This window comes from Euryhalocaulis sp. (assembly GCF_013911995.1).
In the GTDB taxonomy this organism is placed as follows: Bacteria; Pseudomonadota; Alphaproteobacteria; order Caulobacterales; family Maricaulaceae; genus Euryhalocaulis; species Euryhalocaulis caribicus.
On sequence record NZ_JACESD010000014.1, the window covers coordinates 15,212 to 31,497 of the forward strand.

Annotated in this window: 12 protein-coding genes and 1 tRNA gene; 11 read left to right on the plus strand and 2 right to left on the minus strand. The window is 62.7% G+C overall.

Annotated features, from left to right (window positions below; all coding sequences use genetic code 11):
* Window positions 1-108: 108 nt before the first annotated feature.
* The 5 genes from gyrA (at window position 109) to H2040_RS05545 (ending at window position 6,607) form a co-directional block, all read left to right on the plus strand.
* The gene (gene gyrA / locus H2040_RS05525; protein ID WP_287155895.1) at window positions 109-2,880 is read left to right on the plus strand and encodes a DNA gyrase subunit A; all 2,772 of its coding nucleotides are present in this window, start codon (window positions 109-111) and stop codon (window positions 2,878-2,880) included.
* Window positions 2,880-3,377: a pantetheine-phosphate adenylyltransferase gene (coaD, locus tag H2040_RS05530; protein ID WP_022697868.1), complete on the plus strand. Its 498-nt coding sequence runs from the start codon at window positions 2,880-2,882 to the stop codon at window positions 3,375-3,377. The genes gyrA and coaD overlap by 1 nt, the downstream gene beginning before the upstream one ends.
* Complete coding sequence (locus H2040_RS05535) at window positions 3,374-4,273, plus strand: peptidylprolyl isomerase (protein WP_022697869.1); 900 nt, start codon at window positions 3,374-3,376, stop codon at window positions 4,271-4,273. The genes coaD and H2040_RS05535 overlap by 4 nt, the downstream gene beginning before the upstream one ends.
* Window positions 4,274-4,735, plus strand: a complete 462-nt coding sequence (locus H2040_RS05540; protein WP_022697870.1) for a peptidylprolyl isomerase — start codon at window positions 4,274-4,276, stop codon at window positions 4,733-4,735.
* A 72-nt stretch (window positions 4,736-4,807) separates the two neighbouring features.
* Window positions 4,808-6,607, plus strand: coding sequence for an AsmA family protein (locus H2040_RS05545; protein WP_287155896.1), 1,800 nt, complete (start codon window positions 4,808-4,810; stop codon window positions 6,605-6,607).
* On the opposite strand, the gene H2040_RS05550 is transcribed toward H2040_RS05545, so the two are convergent.
* Window positions 6,608-7,441, minus strand: a complete 834-nt coding sequence (locus H2040_RS05550) for an alpha/beta hydrolase (protein WP_287155897.1) — start codon at window positions 7,439-7,441, stop codon at window positions 6,608-6,610. It lies immediately after the preceding gene.
* A 100-nt stretch (window positions 7,442-7,541) separates the two neighbouring features.
* Between H2040_RS05550 and queA the strand changes: the two genes are divergently transcribed.
* From queA to H2040_RS05580, 6 genes are all read left to right on the plus strand, one after another.
* Window positions 7,542-8,609, plus strand: coding sequence for a tRNA preQ1(34) S-adenosylmethionine ribosyltransferase-isomerase QueA (gene queA, locus H2040_RS05555; protein ID WP_287155898.1), 1,068 nt, complete (start codon window positions 7,542-7,544; stop codon window positions 8,607-8,609).
* On the plus strand, window positions 8,609-9,724 hold the full coding sequence (gene tgt / locus H2040_RS05560) for a tRNA guanosine(34) transglycosylase Tgt (protein WP_287155899.1): 1,116 nt from the start codon (window positions 8,609-8,611) through the stop codon (window positions 9,722-9,724). Before queA ends, tgt begins: the two co-directional genes overlap by 1 nt.
* 74 nt (window positions 9,725-9,798) lie before the next feature.
* Window positions 9,799-9,874 (plus strand) — tRNA-Lys (locus H2040_RS05565).
* A gap of 145 nt (window positions 9,875-10,019) precedes the next feature.
* On the plus strand, window positions 10,020-10,418 hold the full coding sequence (locus tag H2040_RS05570) for a response regulator (protein ID WP_022697952.1): 399 nt from the start codon (window positions 10,020-10,022) through the stop codon (window positions 10,416-10,418).
* A 2-nt stretch (window positions 10,419-10,420) separates the two neighbouring features.
* Window positions 10,421-13,903, plus strand: coding sequence for a PAS domain-containing protein (locus tag H2040_RS05575; RefSeq protein ID WP_287155900.1), 3,483 nt, complete (start codon window positions 10,421-10,423; stop codon window positions 13,901-13,903).
* Window positions 13,903-14,289 carry a response regulator gene (locus tag H2040_RS05580; protein WP_287155901.1) on the plus strand — a complete coding sequence of 129 codons (387 nt, stop codon included), beginning with the start codon at window positions 13,903-13,905 and terminating at the stop codon, window positions 14,287-14,289. Before H2040_RS05575 ends, H2040_RS05580 begins: the two co-directional genes overlap by 1 nt.
* Before the next feature lie 9 nt (window positions 14,290-14,298).
* Here H2040_RS05580 and H2040_RS05585 read toward each other — a convergent pair whose 3' ends face one another.
* Entirely contained in the window at window positions 14,299-16,170 is a 1,872-nt protein-coding gene (locus tag H2040_RS05585; protein WP_287155903.1) for a polysaccharide deacetylase family protein, read from the minus strand.
* Between the last annotated feature and the right edge of the window lie 116 nt (window positions 16,171-16,286).

Consider the following 16,286-nt stretch of genomic DNA (forward strand, 5'->3'; position numbering starts at 1 on the left):
GTTGAGCGGCCACAAAGCTTTGCGACCCCCTATAACGGATGCTACCTTGCCGATGTTCCCGCTGAAAATGATTCCAGCAATTCCCGTCCAATCGACTAACGGACCGACGTGACCGACACGCACGATACTCCCCCGCCTTCCGACCGCCCCGAAGGCGTCGAATCCATCGCCATCGAAGAGGAGATGCGCCGCTCCTATCTCGATTACGCCATGAGCGTGATCGTCAGCCGCGCCATCCCGGACGCGCGCGACGGCCTGAAGCCCGTTCACCGCCGCATCCTCTGGTCGATGCACGAGAACGGCCAGACCTTCGACAAGAGCTATAACAAGTCCGCCAAGACGGTCGGTGACGTGATGGGTAGCTATCACCCGCACGGCGACTCCGCGATTTATGACGCCTTGGTCCGGCTGGCGCAGCCATGGTCCATGCGCCTGAAGCTGATCGACGGGCAGGGCAATTTCGGCTCCATTGACAACGATCCCGCCGCGGCAATGCGCTATACCGAAGCGCGCATGGCCGAGGCCGCCAATTACCTGCTGGCCGACATCGACAAGGACACGGTCGACTTCCAGCCGAACTATGACGGGAAGGACCGCGAACCCACCGTCCTGCCGTCCCGCTTCCCGAACATGCTGGTCAATGGCGCGGGCGGCATCGCCGTCGGCATGGCGACCAATATCCCGCCGCACAATCTGGGCGAAGTCTGCGACGCCGCGCTGACCCTTCTGGACCGCGACGATGTCACGGATGAGGAACTGCTGGAGCTGGTGCCGGGGCCGGACTTCCCGACCGGCGGCTATATCCTTGGCCGCTCCGGCGCCCGCAAGGGCCTGATGACGGGCCGCGGCTCCGTCGTCATGCGCGCCCGCACCGATTTTGAAGAAATCGGCCAGCGCACGGCCATTATCGTCAGCGAGGTTCCCTATCAGGTGAACAAGGCTTCGCTGGTCGAAAAGATCGCCGAACTGGTCCGCGACAAGCGGGTCGAGGGCATCGCCGACATGCGCGACGAGTCGGACCGCGACGGCATCCGCGTGGTGATCGAGCTGAAACGCGACGCCACCCCGGAAGTGGTGCTGAACCAGCTCTATCGTTTCACGCCCATGCAGACGAGCTTCGGCGTGAACATGCTGGCGCTGGATTCCGGCCGGCCGCGCGTCATGCCGCTCCGCGACATGCTGGATGTCTTCATCCGCTTCCGGAAGGAAGTCGTCGCCCGCCGCGCCAAGTTCGAGCTGTCCAAGGCGCGCGACCGCGCCCATGTCCTTGTCGGCCTCGCCATGGCGGTGGCCAATATCGACGAGGTAATCGAGCTGATCCGCAACGCGCCGGACCCGTCTGCGGCGCGCGAGGGCCTTCTGTCCCGCACCTGGCCGGCGCGTGACATGGAGCCGCTGGTCAAGCTGATCGCCGACCCGCGCTCCATCGTGAACGAGGACGGCGAGATCCGCCTGACTCTGGAGCAGGTGAAAGCCATTCTGGACCTGCGCCTGCAGCGCCTGACCGGCCTTGGCCGCGACGAGATCAATGACGAGGCCAAGGGCCTGATGGGCAAGATCCAGGACCTGCTGGATATCCTGCGCTCCAAGGCCCGCGTCATCGAGATCATCCGCGACGAGCTGACCGAGGTGAAGGAGAAATTCGCCGAGCCGCGCAAGACCCAGTTCCTGGAAGGCGACCTCGATGTCGAGGACGAGGACCTGATCGCGCGCGAGGACATGGTGGTGACCATCACCGAGGGCGGCTACGTCAAGCGCACCCCGCTTTCGATCTATCGCACCCAGGCGCGCGGCGGTAAGGGCCGCGCCGGCATGGCGATGAAGGAGGAGGACGTCGTCACCGGCATGTTCGTCGCCTCCACGCACGATCCGGTGCTGTTCTTCACCGCCTCCGGCCTGGTGTTCAAGGAGAAGGTCTGGCGCCTGCCGCAGGGCGCGCCGAACTCCCGCGGCAAATATATCGGCAATGTGCTGGGCGGCATGGATCAGGACGATTCCATATCCTCGGTCATGGCGATGCCGGAGGACGAGGATAGCTGGGGCGAACTGGACGTCGTCTTCGCCACCCGCTCGGGCAAGATACGCCGCAACAAGCTCAGCGATTTCGTGCAGGTGAACCGCAACGGCAAGATCGCCATGAAGCCCGACGAGGGCGACGGCATTGTTGGCGTGAAGGTCTGCAAGCCGGAAGACGATATCCTGCTGACCACCGCGTTCGGCCGCTGCATCCGCTTCCGGGTGGAGGACGTGCGCGTCTTCGCCGGCCGCACCTCCACGGGCGTGCGCGGCATCAAGATGGATGACGAGCGCGACTATGTGATCTCGCTGGCCATCCTGCGCCACATGGACGTCACCCCGGAAGAATCCCGCGCCTATCTGCGCCACGCCAACGCCATGCGGCGCGCGGCGGGCGAGGAAACGGACGACGCGGACCTGGAGGAGGGCGAAGAGGCGCTGCTCAGCTCCGAGCGCCTCGCCGAACTGGGCGCGGCGGAGGAGTTCATCCTCACCGTCGCCGACCGCGGCTATGGCAAGCGCAGCTCCGCCTATGAATACCGGGTCACCGGGCGCGGCGGCAAAGGCCTGCTGGCCCATCGCCTGCGCGGCAAGGACTGGCTCAACGCCTCCTTCCCGGTCGAGGCCAGCGACGATGTCATGCTGATGACCGATGGCGGCCAGATGATCCGCACCCCGGCCGACACGGTCCGCATCGCGGGCCGCGCGACGCAGGGCGTCATCATCGTGCGTTTGAAGAAGGACGAGAAGGTCATCTCCGTGCGCCGCATCGCCGAGAGCGACAGCGACGAAGCGGCGGACGCCGCTGATGGAAATGACGGGGAGGGCGGAGAGTCTCCGCCGTCCGGCGAGGGGGAAAGCTGATGAGCGGCAAGCCCCGCGTCGGCCTCTACCCCGGCACGTTTGACCCCTTCACCATGGGCCATGTCGATATCGTCGGCCGGGCGGTGAAGCTGGTGGACAAGCTGATCATCGGCATCGCCACCAATGAGGAAAAACGCCCGCTGTTCAGCATGGACGAGCGGGTGGAGATCGCGCAGTCGGAGGTCGCGGCCTGTTGCGGCGACGCCGATATCGAGGTCCGCCCCTTTCGCGGCCTGCTGATGCACTATGCCGAAGAGATTGACGCCTCTGTCATCATCCGCGGCCTGCGCGCCGTGTCGGACTTCGAATACGAATTCCAGATGACGGCGATGAACCAGCGCCTCAATGACGACATCGAAACCGTGTTTCTTATGGCCGATCCCCGTCATCAGGCCGTGGCTTCGCGTCTGGTGAAGGAGATTGCGCGTCTGGGCGGGGATGTCTCGCCCTTTGTCTCGCCTTCGGTCGAAAAACGCCTGTTGGAGAAATATTCGTGATTGCTTCCCTTTTCGCCGCCGCGGCCCTGACCGCCTCCGCCCAGCCGATCGATGCGCCCGATGACGCCTGGCGCACGCCGGACCAGGACAATCTTCTCTACATCACCGTGGCGCAGAAGGCGGGCAGCGGCATGGAATCGCTGCTGGCCGAGCCCAAGACCGGCCTGGTGATCGTGGAGCTTCATCCCGATCTTGCCCCGCAACACGCCGCGCGGATGAAAGAGCTGGCCTCGGAGAATTTCTATGACGGCCGCATCTTCCATCGCGTCATCGGCGACTTCATGGCGCAGGGCGGCGGGCTGACGAACAATCCCGGCGGCGGGCTTTCCGGCAAGCCGGATTTGCCGGCCGAGTTCACCGCGCGCCTTGGCCCGGAGGTCACGCCGGTCAAGGTGCAGGACGAGCGCATGGTCAATGAGCGCAAGCCCGCCATGGGCCGCGCGCCGGCGGGCGTGTATCACGGCGCGCCGGTGGGCTATCAGCCCGCGGCGCAAGCCATGGTCGCAGCCGACGGCAAGCGCGATGTCTGGATGCTGCATTGCAAGGGCACAGCCTCCATGGCGCGCACCAACAATCCCGATAGCGGCAATTTCCAGTTTTACCTGATGCGCGGCGAAGCGCCCTGGCTGGACGCCCAATACACCGCCTGGGGCCGCGTGGTGCACGGTCAGGACGTGGTCCAGAACATCACCGCGGGCGAGGGCGATAGCGACATGCCGGAAAACCCCGACACCATTCAATCGATGCGCGTCGGCTCCAGCCTGCCGGAAGACCAGCAGGTCGCGGTTCAGGTGATCCGGCCCGAAAGCGACGCTTTCAAAGCCTATGTTGAAGAACAGGACGTGGAAAATGTCTGCGACCTGACCATCCCCACACGCGTTAAAGAGGACAGCTAGATGGCCGACGCCGAAAACACACTCGTCATGGAACTGGAAGATGGCGAAGTGGAAATCGCCCTGTTTCCGGACAAGGCGCCCAAGCATGTGGCCCGCATCAAGGAACTGGTGCGCGAAGGCTTCTATGACGGCCTGAACTTCCACCGCGTGATCGACGGTTTCGTGGCGCAGGGCGGTTGCCCGCAAGGCTCCGGCATGGGCGGCTCCGGCCAGAATATCGAGGCCGAATTCAACGACGTGAAACATGTGCGCGGCACCATGTCGATGGCCCGCGCGGCGGACCCCAACAGCGCCGATTCCCAGTTCTTCATCTGCCTGGACGCGGTGCCCTATCTGGATAACCAGTACACCGCCTGGGGCGAGGTCACGTCCGGGATGGAGCATGTGGACGCCATCCCGAAAGGCGAACCGCCCGCCAATCCCGGCGTCATCAAATCGGTCAAGGTGAAGGCGGACGCCTAAAGTCCGTCCTTCGCCGAACGAATGCGCTCTTTCGGCGTTCCCTTGTCTGGGGGCGTTTGAAAGAGCGTCATTTTGAAAGCGCAATACTGGGTTTTGACGATCATCGCCGCCGCCGCGCTCCTCGCGGCGGCTGGCCTGATATTACTGACCATGCCGCGTTTTGCGACGCCGCTCAGCGCATGGGCGATTGAAACCGCGACGGGCCGCGACACCACGCTGGATCACGCCCGTCTCAAGATTTTTCCCATTGGCTATGAAATGCGCGTCCTGGAAATCCAGGGCGATATCGCGCCCTACAGGCTGGGCGCGATGGATCTGCGATTCAGTCCGCTGGGCATCCTTCCGGGCCGCGCCCTCATTGCGCGCGCCAGCGTTACGGACGGGCAGGCCGGCATCCGCCTGAAGGGCGAGGACCGGGGAGAGGGCGGCGATTTCCTCAAGAATCTGGACGAGATCGCCCGTGCGGAGATCGAGAATTTCGTCTTTGTGGTCAGCCGGGACGGCGACACGCAGGAATTCACCATCACCACCGCTTCCGGCCGGCCCGCCGGCGACGATGTCGAGGCGGTCGGCTCCGGCGCCGGAACCACCGTCTTCTTTAATGGCCGCATCGCCGGGCCACAGGTGGACGGCCTGCGCGGCGCGCTGACCGTGCGCGGCGAAAACTTCGCCGATTTCGCAGACCTTCTGGGTCTCGCTGCTCCGGATACGCCGCCTTATGAGCTAAATGGCGAACTCTCCGCCGGCGAGGATGTCTGGCGGCTGCAAGGCATTGACGGCGTCGTGGGCGACAGCGATCTGGGCGGCGATTTCGAGGTCCGTCTGGGCCGTGACCGGCCGCTGATTATCGCCGACCTGCAGTCCACGAATCTGGAACTGGACGATCTGGGCATCATCATAGGCGCGCCCAGCCGCGTCAGTGGAGAGACGAACGCGCTGCAGGAAGAAATCAATTCCAGCTACGCCGCCAGCGACCGCCTGATCCCGGATTCCACGCTGGACCTCACCCGTATTCGCGCCGTCGACGCCCGGGTCGATTTCCGCGCCGACAGCGTTCAGGCGGGGCCGCTTCCCCTGCAGGCGCTGCGGCTGGACATGAATCTGGAAGACGGCGTCATGCGCTTCGCCCCCATCGCGTTCGAGGCGGAAGCCGGCAATCTGGAAGCCGAAGTCGTGATCGACGCTTCGGAGGAAACGCCCCAGCACGACATAGACGGCCGCCTCAGCGATGTCCGGCTGGAACAGTTTGCCGACGGGCGTTTCGCGCAAGGGGGGCTTGCGGGCCGGCTGGATATTACCGCCTCCGGCAACGGTTTCCGTCAGGCCGCCTCCAGCGCCAATGGCGCGGTCACGCTCTATGCGCAGGACGGCCGCATACGCCAGCTGGGGTCCGAGGCGGCGGGGCTGGATCTGGGCGAGGTGGTGCTGCTGCTTCTCACCGAAGACCCGCAGGATCCCGAATTCACAGAGCTGAACTGCGCCGTTGCGCGCTTCGCGGTGGAGGACGGGCTGGCCCGCGCCGCGCCCGTAGTGTTCGACAGTCAGGACAGCCTGATCGTTCTGGACGGGGCGGTGAATCTGGATGACGAGTCGCTGGACCTGACCGTGGAAACCGACGCCAAGGATGTCAGCTGGGGCTCGCTTCTGGGCGATCCGGTAATCCGCGGCACGCTGCGCAACCCCGCCATTGGCGTCGATGCTGGCGAAACCGCGCTTCAGGCGGGCGCGGCGGCGCTACTGGGTTCGCTCACCGGCGGTCTGGCAGCCCTGCCGTTTGTGGAGCTGGGCGATGGTCGGGACGCAGATTGCGAGGCTTTGCTGGCGCGCGCCCATGGCGCGGCGCAAACCCCGCCCGAACCCGCCGCGCAATAGCTACCGCCCGGAATGCTTGCGGATGAAGCGCGCCGCGGCGCGTCCGGCCGGACTGCCCGGCTCTCCAAACTCGTAAGCAATCCGCACGTGGTCGCTGTCGCGCACCGCGGCGGTTTCGTAATCCACCCTTGCGGCGTCGAACGCCGCTTCCAGCGCGTGAACCTGCCGGATGCCATAGCCGCGCTGACTGACATACAGGATCAGGAAGGGCGGCGTTCCCATATCCGGCCTGACGCGGTCGGCCGGGGTGAAAACGCTGATATCCGGCCCGAAAATATGGGCCGAGGCGTTCTCCGATCCATAGACCGATTTCAGATAATCCGCCTGCAAGGCCGCGTCATAGGCCGCTCCGTCCAGCAGGATCACCCCGGCCAGGTCGCTCAGATTCAGCCCTTGCGCCTCCAGATAGAAGGGGTCGACACCGATCAGCGCGGCCAGATGCCCGCCCGCCGAATGTCCCATGACGAATATGCGGCCTGGGTCGCCGCCATGCGCCGCCGCATTGGCCTTCAGCCACGCCACGGCCATGGCCACATCCTGCGCCTGGTCGGCGGCGTCGAAGTCCGGCGGCGCGCGATAATCCATCACCGCCAGCAGGATATCCTCGCGGCCAGCGAAGCGCGGGATCGACCAGGCCATGGCCTTGTCCTGATTGGCCCAGCCCCCGCCCGGAACATGCAGCAGCACGGGCGCGTCGGTCAGATCGTCATCGCCATAAATATCCAGCGTCTGCCGCGGATCCTCGCCATAGGCATGGGTTTGCGGCGCCGCCTCTGCGGCGCCGGTCCACAGGACCAGCCCGATCAACGCGGCCGCAAACCGCCTGAAAGCCATTCTGTCAGCTTATCGGCGGGCCGCGGGGGTCTGAAATGAATTCCGCGTCATGTGAAATACCTCTCCCGAACCGGGGCGTTTCGGGTTAGGTCCGCACCCCATGCGCGTTGACCTGTTTGATTTCGACCTGCCCGAAGACCGGATCGCCCTGCGGCCCGCCCGTCCGCGCGACTCCGCGCGCCTGCTGGAGGTGCGCCCCGGTCAGACACTGGCGGATCGTGGCGTGCTGGATCTTCCGGACCTGCTGGCGCCCGGCGATCTGCTGGTTTTCAACGATACCCGCGTCATCCCCGCCGCGCTGAACGGGACCCGCCCCGCGCGCTCAGAGGGCGGCGGCGGGGACGTCGCGATCGAGGTCAATCTCCACAAGAGGGAGGCTGAGGGCGCGTGGCGCGCCTTTGTGCGCCCGGCGAAGCGCCTGCGCCCCGGCGACCGGGTCGATTTTGTCGGTCTTTCCGCCGAAGTGACCGAGAAAGCCGATGGCGGCGAGGCGCTTTTGCGCTTCGACCGTGCGGGAAAGGCGCTGGATGAGGCCATAAAAGCGGCCGGCGCGCCCCCTTTGCCGCCCTATATCGCGCGAAAACGGGCGCTGGATGAGGCGGATCTGGACGATTACCAGACCATTTTCGCCGAAAAAGAGGGCTCCGTGGCGGCCCCGACGGCGGGTCTGCACTTCACCGACAGGCTGTTTGACGCCCTGAAATCATGTGGAATCGAGCAGACTCGCGTCACTTTGCATGTCGGCGCCGGCACCTTCCTGCCTGTAAAGGCGGACGATACCGACGCCCATGTCATGCATGCGGAGTATTACGAGATATCAGAGGCGGCGTCGGAGGCCATTGCGGCGGCCAAAGCGCGCGGAAACCGGGTCGTCCCGGTCGGCACCACGGCGCTGCGCACGCTGGAAGCGGCGGCGGACGCGGGCGGACATGTCGCCCCCGGCGCGGCGGACACCAATATTTTCATCACGCCGGGCTATGATTTTAAGGTCGCCGACGCGCTCTGGACCAATTTCCACCTGCCCAAATCGACGCTTTTCATGCTGGTCAGCGCGATGAGCGGGCTTGAAACCATGCAGTCCGCCTACGCCCACGCCATACAAAACGGCTACCGTTTCTACTCCTATGGCGACGCCTGCCTCCTGTTTCCCGACCGAAAAGATGCGTAATGGCCGAGTTTCCGTTTGATATTTCCGCCCGCGACGGCGATGCGCGCACCGGCGTTCTGACCACGACCCGGGGCGAAATCCGCACGCCCGCCTTCATGCCGGTGGGCACGGCGGGCACGGTGAAGGCGCTTTATACCGATCAGGTGCGCGAAACCGGGGCCGATATCATCCTGGGAAACACCTATCACCTGATGCTTCGTCCGGGGGCGGAGCGCGTTTCCCGGCTGGGCGGGCTGCACAAATTCATGCGCTGGGAAGGCCCGATCCTCACCGATTCCGGCGGGTTTCAGGTCTGGTCGCTGGCGCAATTGCGCAAGCTGACCGAGGAAGGCGTGAAGTTTCAGAGCCATATTGACGGCTCTTCCCACATGCTGACCCCCGAACGCGCCATCGAAATCCAGGCCGATCTGCTGGGCGCGGACATCTCCATGCAGCTGGACGAGTGCACCGATTTCCCCGCAGAGCGCCCCGCGGCGGAGGAATCCATGCAGCTCTCGCTGCGCTGGGCGAAGCGCTGCAAGGCCGCTTTCGGCGACCGCGAAGGCCAGTCTCTGTTCGGAATCGTGCAAGGGTCCACCTATCCCGAGCTCAGAAAAGCCTCCGCGGAGGGGCTTCTGGAGATCGGAATGGACGGCTACGCCATCGGCGGGCTGGCCGTAGGCGAGGGGTTTTCGGCCATGATGGAGGTGCTGGAGGCCACCGTCCCGCACCTTCCCGCCGCCCGTCCGCGCTATCTGATGGGCGTGGGGCGCCCCGTGGACATCATCGAGGCGGTCTCCCGCGGCGTGGACATGTTCGATTGCGTCATCCCCACGCGCTCGGGCCGCCACGGCCAGGCCTGGACGGATGCGGGGCCGGTGAACGTGAAAAACGCCCGATTCGCCGAGGATGACACGCCTCTGGACCCCGAAAGCGACTGCCCGGCCAGCCGGGATTACTCCCGCGCCTACCTGCATCACCTGTTCAAGGCGGGCGAATTGCTGGGCCCGATGCTGCTCTCCTGGCACAACGTGGCCTATTATCAGGGGCTGATGGCGCGCATCCGCGCCGCCATCGCGGACGGGACGCTGGAGTCCTTGCGCAAAAAAATATCAGCGGGCGCGGAAAAAGGCTGATATCACCGCCTTGCAACGACGCCCCGGGCCGTCTAACTACGCCCTCTTCAAGCGCGCGTTTCGCCGCGCCGCGTGAGCCGGTAGCTCAGTTGGTAGAGCAACTGACTTTTAATCAGTAGGTCCAGGGTTCGAACCCCTGCCGGCTCACCATTTTTTCCCTTGATCGGCAATTTCAGACAGGGCGGCGCGCCGGCCTGACCTGTGCTCTGCTTCGCTTCCGCCGGGCAGGCTGTTTCATTCTTTTTCAATGAATACCCGGTTGTTTGGTTAATCTTGCAACTTCAGCGGGATTACGATGGCCTCTATAATTGTTGCGGACGACGATGAGCTCGCCCGGAGCGCGATCGGCGCCATGCTGAAGGAATTTTCTCACGACGTCCGCTATGCCGCCGATGGCGCGGAGCTGTTGAAGGAAATCGACGCGCAGCCGCCCGATGCCGTGATTGTCGACCTGATCATGCCCGTCAATGAAGGCATAGAGACGATTTTGAGCATAAGGCGGGACAGGCCCGCCCTGCCAGTTGTCGCCATCACGGCCGGCGGGTCGCGGTCCAATTATAAATTGCTGGATATCGCACGGCTGGCCGGAGCGAATGCCGGCCTCAGAAAGCCCTTCACGTCCAGCCAGTTGCGCGACTCCCTGGATCAGGCAATGAGGGTTGAGGAAGCCCGGAAGGCTTCAAACGGGAGTTAGCGATGCCGGAAAAAACCGCGCCTTCTTTCGATCCTTCAATCTACAAGGATGCTCCGATGGCGACCGCGGTTTTCGATCGCGAGCTCCGCTATCTGTTTGCATCCGACCGCTGGTACCAGGATTACGGGCTGACCGGCCAGGACATCATCGGCAAGTCGCATTACGAGATATTTCCCGAAATTCCGGAAGACTGGCGCGCATTGCATCGCCGGACGCTGGCGGGTGAAACGCTGAGCGCAGAGGCCGATCCTTTCCCGCGCGATGACGGCAGCCTGGACTGGGTGCGCTGGAAGAACGCCCCGTGGCGGGATGAAAACGGCGAAATTGGCGGCATGATCATGTTCACCGAGGTGATCACCGATCAGGTCCTGATGCGCCGCGCTTTCGAGCATGCAACGGACGGCGTGGCGCGCATCAATGCGCGCGGGAAATATGATTTCGCGGATGAGGGTTTTGCCGGACTCCTGGACCGGGACCGCGAGGCATTGAAAGGCCTGCGCTGGTCCGAGGCGTTTGAGACGGGTGAGGAATTCGACCTTTCCGCCTTGCTGAAACGGAGCGGGGAGAGCCGTATTGTCCGCACACTGCGCACGCGCGCGCCCAATGGCGGGCAGCGCGCCCTCCGCCTGACCATTGTCGGCGACCTGACCCGGGAGGGCGATTATGGCGGATATTCCGTATTCGCCGAGGACGCGACCGAAGAACAGGCGCAGAAAGAGTCCGAACTTCGTCAGGCGGAATGGCTGAAACTGACGGAGACGATTGCGGAAATCGGCCACTGGTACGTGGATCTGGAGGCAGAGACGGTCTTCTGGTCCGATCAGGTTTACAGGATTCACGGCCTGGCGCCGGGCGAATATACGCCGGTTCTGGACAAGGCGATCGAGTTCTACCATCCCGACGACCGCGCCGACGTGACGCGATTTATCGAGGCGGCGATCGAGCAGGGAACCGATTTCGAATTTGAACGCCGTATTCTTACCGCCGCCGGCAATCTTCGCTGGGTGGCGTCCAAGGGCGAATGCCGTCTTGATGAACGGGGCAGGACGATCGCCCTGTTTGGCGTGTTCCAGGATATTACCGAACGTCGCCGCAACGAAGCCGAAATCCGCGAGACCAAGACGCGCTATGAAACCGCCATGTCCGGGGCGCAAATCGGGTTCTGGGAAATAGATCTGGAAGGGGATGGCTATTACTGGACGCCCCTTATGCGCCAATTGCTCGGATGGCCGAAGAGTCAGCCGCTCAATAGCGCGGCGCTGGAAAAACTGGTGCATCCGGAAGACCGGGATACCGCCGTTTTCCTGTTATCCCCAGGCGCGGCCGAAGCGGGAAAGTACAGCGCGACGATCCGCCTGAAGCGTGAAGATGGCGAATACAGCCATATCGCTTTCCGGGGGCGGGCGGAGGCCGAAGAGAGCGGGAAGGTCGTCAAGCTCTCCGGATCGTTTGTCGACGAGACCCAGGAGCATAAGGGCCGGCTCCTTCGGGAGCTGATTTGGAAAACGCTGACCGACCAGGCGATGGGCCTGAACGACAAGATTCAAAATATCCTGATTGAGGCCAGCCGTTATTTTGAGCTTGAATTCGGGATCGTCGCCCATATCGAAAACGGCGACTATCTGGTTGAAAACGTCGTTGCGCCAGCAGGCGAATTGAGTGTTGGCGACCAGTTTGAAGTTGAAAACACTTATTGCATCCATGTCCTGAACGCTGACGGCGTGCGCGCTTTCCATCACGTGGCCAACAGCGAAATCCGCAGCCATCCCTGCTACAAGATGTTCGGACTGGAAGCCTATATCGGCGCGCCCCTGTTTGTGGACGGCGTGCGGTACGGAACAGTCAATTTTTCCAGCCCCACGCCCCGCGCGCGCGACTTCACGGCGCAGGATATCGTGCTGGTCGAACTCATCGCCAACTGGCTGGGTTACGAGATTTCACGCCGCCGCACGCTGGAAGAACTCGCCGAGAGCGAGGAGCGCTTTGCGCTGGCCGCGGAGGGGACGGGCGTTGGTATCTGGGACTGGCAGGATGTCACGACCGACGAGGAAATCTGGTCGGATCAATTCTACAGGCTTCTGGACTACGCCCCCGGCGAAATCGAGGCTTCGGTAGAAAGTTTTCAGAAGCTTCTGCACCCGGACGATCATTCGCGTGCGTTCAAGAGGCTGGAGCAGCACTTTGCCGGCGAGGGCGATTTCCAGGTGGAGTATCGTCTCAATACGAAAAAACGCGGATTCCGGTGGTTCCTGGGCACCGGACAGGCGGTGTGGGACAAAACCGGCGCGCCCCGCCGCATGATTGGTTCGATCCTTGATATTGACGACCGCAAACGCGCGGAAAGCCTGAAAAGCGAATTCGTTTCAACGGTTTCGCACGAATTGAGGACTCCCATGACGTCCATCATGGGGGCAATCGGTCTTGTCAGGTCGGGCAAGTTCGGCGCCTTGAATGAACGCGCCGAACAATTGCTGGGCATTGCCGAAAAGAACGGCCAGCGTCTGGTCCGTCTGATCAATGACCTGCTTGATATCGAGAAGATCGAGGCGGGCAAGCTGGAGTTTGCCAAGCGGCGAATTTCGGTTTCCGAACAGGTCCATGAAGCGGTCGAGCAGAATCAGACCTATGCTGCGGAACAAGGGTGCGAGGTTTCGCTGGCCGACACCACCCAGGACGCGACTGTATGTGCGGATCCGGACCGGTTGCAGCAGGTTCTGGTCAATCTGCTGGCCAACGCCGTCAAATTCACTGGGGAAGGCGGACGGGTCGAAATGCGGATTGAATCTGACGATAGAAACGTCTCCATTTCGGTCACCGATAACGGGCCGGGGATTCCGGAAGACAAGCTGGATGCCATCTTTAATCGCTTTGTTCAGGCGGAATCGGGCGACACGCGCACGAAAGAGGGAACGGGGCTGGGACTGTCCATCTCGAAAGCAATCGCCGAGGCGCACGATGGAACGATTTCGGTCTCCAGTCCGCCAGGAGAGGGCGCGACCTTTACCCTCACATTGCCGCTTTGGGATGATGATCCAAAAGCGGCGGCGGAAACCCTGAATGAAAGCGTCCGTAAAAACGCCGCTGGCCGTCCGCTGATCATTCATATCGAAGATGATGAGGATACCAATTCACTGCTTCAGCATCTGGTCGACGATTTTGCAGATGTCGAGGTGGCTCCAACTTTGCGCGAGGCGGAACGCCGGCTTCAGCAGCGAGACTATGACCTCGTGGTGCTCGATCTTCAGCTTCCGGACGGCTCCGGGGAAGAAATTATCGAGTCCTTCGAACGGAACCGGCGGCGCACGCCTTTCATTGTCTATTCGGTATTTGATTACACGCGGGAAAACCCGCCCGGTTTCATCCAGTCGCGCCTTGTAAAATCCCGGGTGGAAAACGAGCAGCTGCGCAATAGCATCATCCATGCTCTGGATTTGCCTGCGGGCGCTAACAAAGAGAATGACTCAGAAAAGGGGCATTCCGCCTGATGACCGAGCTCAAAAGAATTTCCTGCGTAGAAGATGACGCCGATATTCGCGCCATTCTGGAACTGGCCCTGGTGGATATTGGCGGCTATCAGGCCACCCTGTTCGCTGATGGCCACAAGGCTCTGGCGGGGCTGGCGGGGGCCGATCCGCAATTGATTTTGCTGGATATGATGATGCCCGGCATGAACGGGCTGGAGGTTCTGGAAGCGCTCAAAAATGACGGCGACCAGCCTGACGCGCCGGTGGTTTTCATGACCGCCAAGGCGCAGCCCGCTGAAGTTCAGCAATATATCGCGGCCGGGGCCGTAGACGTGATCGTCAAGCCCTTCGACCCGATGACGCTGAGCGTGGACATACAGAAAATCTGGTCCCGCGTGATCGCCTGAGCGGCGCGATCAGGAACGCTCCTCGCCTGATGTGAAACGGATTTCGTTGTCGCCCTTCATCGGGCCGAGCAACAGCTTTCCATCCGAATAGATTGTTCCCTCAGGCAACGCCCCGGAAGGCGTCCAGCTTTCCGGAAGCGTGACCGTGACGCCGTTTACCGCCGCCGGCGCATCAATGCTCACGACAAATGTTTCCGCCTCCCGGACCACGTCGATTTCCATCGCGTCACGGGCCGCCCACCATGCGCCATATTGTTCAAGCGTCCCGAACCAGGCGAAGGGTTCAATGGCGGGAATAATCTCCTCCAGAAATCTTAGTTTCCCGTCCAGAACATCGGGGTGGGTCAGGATGATGAATACGCCGCCATATTCGCCCAGCGTGCGCGCCAGCTGAATGGCGCTGTCAACGCGTTCCTCCATTGGCGGGGGAATTTCGTCCTCCACCGCGATTGGAAACTGGTAGATGCCGGTCTGTCCTCCATATTTCCTGTCATAGGTCATCTGGTAGGGCAGGTGGGTCAGGACATTCCCCGCCGTGACTGATGAGGCAAAACGGTAGCCAGAGGACTCGAGCGCCTGCGGCATGGTGTTGGGCGTCGCCAGATAACCGGGGCGGAACGACACGACGTTCTGGCCGGTGATCGCTTCCAGCAGATATTTGCTGACACGCATTTCGCCCAGCACGGTGGCGCCTTCGGTTTCGCCCTCGCCCACCACGCGCGGCTGGTATTCCGGATAGCGTTCGCGGCCATCGCCAAGAGGCAGGCTGGCATAAGCATCGGTATGACTGACGGAGTGGCTGGCGACCTCCATCCCTTTATCGGTGAGCGATTCGACAGCGGCCAGCGTGGTGTCGTTGAAGAAGCCCTGGTCGAAATAATCCCGGTAATATTTCGTCTGGATGAAAAACGTGCCCGCCAGGCCGCGCTCCGCCAGAAGGTCGCGGTAAGCGCCCATATTCAGAATCGACCGCGAATAATCGACGTCGAATGAAACGATCGCGGCGAGTTGCTTGCCGGCCGGCGCGGGATGGATGGTGGCGGCCAGCGGTTCATGGCGCCGGTAAATATCCCTGATGACGCGCAGCCAGGTATCGACCGCCGGCTCATAGGCATTGGCGTAGGTGCGCGACGCCCCGGCGTCGCGGTCGTTCTGCGCTTTCAGGATGAAAAATCCCAGATCGAAACCAAGCGCATAGGCCGCGCCGCCATCGGGACGGTGGTTGACGATAAAGGCCGCGTCGCCGTCCTGGTAACTGGCGAGAACGGTTCCGGCGCCCGAAAATTCCTGGGCGCCGATCCAGGTTTCGGGGCGGTCCGGATTGCCCAGCCGGACGGTCTGTTCGCGCGGATCGTCGAGAAAGGCGGTCTCCGTATTTCCGGGAGTAAAGACAACTTCGTAGTTCTCACGGGTTTCGACCGCGGATTCGAAGCCGAACAGATCCTGCATGCCGCCGCCCAGGATTTGGGTGGCGAACAGGACGCCGCCGGATTCGACGTGCGCCCGCAGCAGGTCCAGATCCGGGCCGGAGACGGCGCGCCCTGAAATGAGAGGATAGGCGATCACCATTTCGTGGCGCACGGCCTGGCTGGCGTCGTCGGTGATTGTAAAGGGCACGCCGATGGATTTCAGGCCATGGGCGAGACCCAGCCAGGCGGAGTCTGACTGGGTGAGGAAAATCGCCAGCCGGGCCTCTTCGCCGCCGGAATAGTCGCGCCAGTCCGCGGCCGCAAAGGCCGCCACCTGGCTGTCCTCCAGCGGACCTTCAAATTCTCCGAACGCTTCCAGGGGCGTGCGCCGCCCCAGAAGGATAGCGGTCACGACGGCGATCAGGACAAGGATCACACCGAAAAAGATAATCAGGCGCCAGCGGGGACTCATTCAGGTTTCATTCATTCGTGTTCACTCATTTCCAGCCTCACCGTGAGACGTCGAGGTATATAAAGTCTCACTGAAACTGACTGTAATTGGTAATCTGTGTGCAACCTGTGTCCGCT